Origin of the sequence: Microvirga aerilata, assembly GCF_016743775.1 — a bacterium.
Lineage (GTDB): Bacteria > Pseudomonadota > Alphaproteobacteria > Rhizobiales > Beijerinckiaceae > Microvirga > Microvirga aerilata.
This window is the reverse complement of record NZ_JAEQMY010000264.1, coordinates 1-1,522: the sequence shown is the minus strand read 5'-3', so window position 1 is coordinate 1,522 and position 1,522 is coordinate 1. Positions and strand designations below refer to the sequence as shown.

The following is a 1,522-nucleotide window of genomic DNA, read 5'->3' as shown; positions in this document are numbered from 1 at the left end:
GACGCATTCCGAATGCCCGCACACCCTGTGAGAGAGTGCCCTCGACGCCAGTCCGGATATGATACTGCTCCGTCCATGTCGGATCGTGCATCCGGGATCGGGCTGCATTCAATGCCTCGTACTCGTGGCGCGTGTGGAAGTAGACGGCGCGGCGGCCTTCCTTCGCGGGCGTGCACAGCGTTCTGACGGAGCAGGCACCACAATCAGAGCGGCTGAACACAGCATTGATGCGCGGGCTCCCATCCTCTCTGCGCGCGACGCGCCAAGTCACGGAGACCTTACCCTGTGGGCAGGTCACTTGTTCGCGCTCCCAGTCGATCACGAAGTTGGGCAGATCATATCCCTGTCCCGTGCGGGCCTGCCAGGACGATACGCCCCGCACCGGACCCTCGAGCGAGATCCCGTGGTCCCGCTGGCTGCTGACCAACAAGGCTGCATCGACGTAAGCCGAGTCCACGTAATGCTCAGAAGGCAGGAGGCCCTTGGCGGCCAGGCACGCGTGGATCTCGGCCGTGCTCGTCATGTCCTGCTCCATGGCGGGGCAGGTCTTCACATGCGTGATCAGGTGCGCTGCTTCATCATCGCAGGTCTCGGTGACATGGACCTTGTAGCCGGACCACTCGATCTGACGCTTTGTGCTGTAATGCATCTCGGGATCGTAGGGCGACTGCAGCCGCTCGCCGACCGGCGGCAACTCCGCTCCAGCCCGCCAGCGCGGCCGCCCGTCATCCCGTGCGTAATGCACCCGCCACACGTCGCGCAGCGTCTGCACCATGGGCACCGCGCGGGCCGTAGCCGGCGCGTTTGCATCATCCAAGGCATCAAGCAGGAAGAACCCGTCCGCGCCGATCTCCAGCGAGAGGGCTTCGCGCTTCTCCCGGCTTCTGGGCAGGCGGTAGTCCTCAATGCGATGCGCATAGCGCTCGAACCAGGCCGGCTGCGCAATCGCGCGAACCCAGTCCGGCACAACGGCGGCCAGATCATCCAGGGTGGCGCGGAGCGTCTCGCCGACCAGTTCCAGAAGATGCAGGTCATGCACGGCACCCAACACATGCGTGCTGTCGGTGCGTTGCTTGCCGCGTGCCTTGATCAGACCGCGGGCCTTGAAGCGCTCGAGCATGGTGTCCAACAGCAGATGCTCCGCCTGGCCTGCGACAAGGCGGGCCCGGAATTCGGTGAGCACGCTGAAGTGGAACCCGGGATCGGTCAGCTCCAGTCCCAGGGCGTACTTCCAGTCGATCCGCGCACGGACTGCGTCGGCCGCCTGCCGGTCGCTGAGATGTTCGAGAAACTGGAAGACCGTGATCAGAGCCAACCGCCACGGTGCAAGGGCGGGTTGCCCCCGGCTCGGGTAGAACTGTCGGAAGTCCTCATCCTGGTAGAGGATGCTAAATTCATCCCGCAACCGGGTCACAATGTTGCCTTTAGGAAAAGCGGCCCGGGCAACCCGCACGGTCTCGGCCGGGATCTCACCAATCGGCTCTGGATGAAGGCTCATGGATCCCTCCTCTTGCTGAACAGC

The 1,522-nt window shown here is 64.2% G+C and carries 1 protein-coding gene; it reads right to left on the bottom strand.

The window, feature by feature from the left end; all coding sequences use genetic code 11:
- On the bottom strand, positions 1–1,498 hold a 1,498-nt coding region (locus JKG68_RS32220), incomplete at its 3' end, for an IS1182 family transposase (protein WP_202066491.1).
- Positions 1,499–1,522 lie beyond the last annotated feature (24 nt).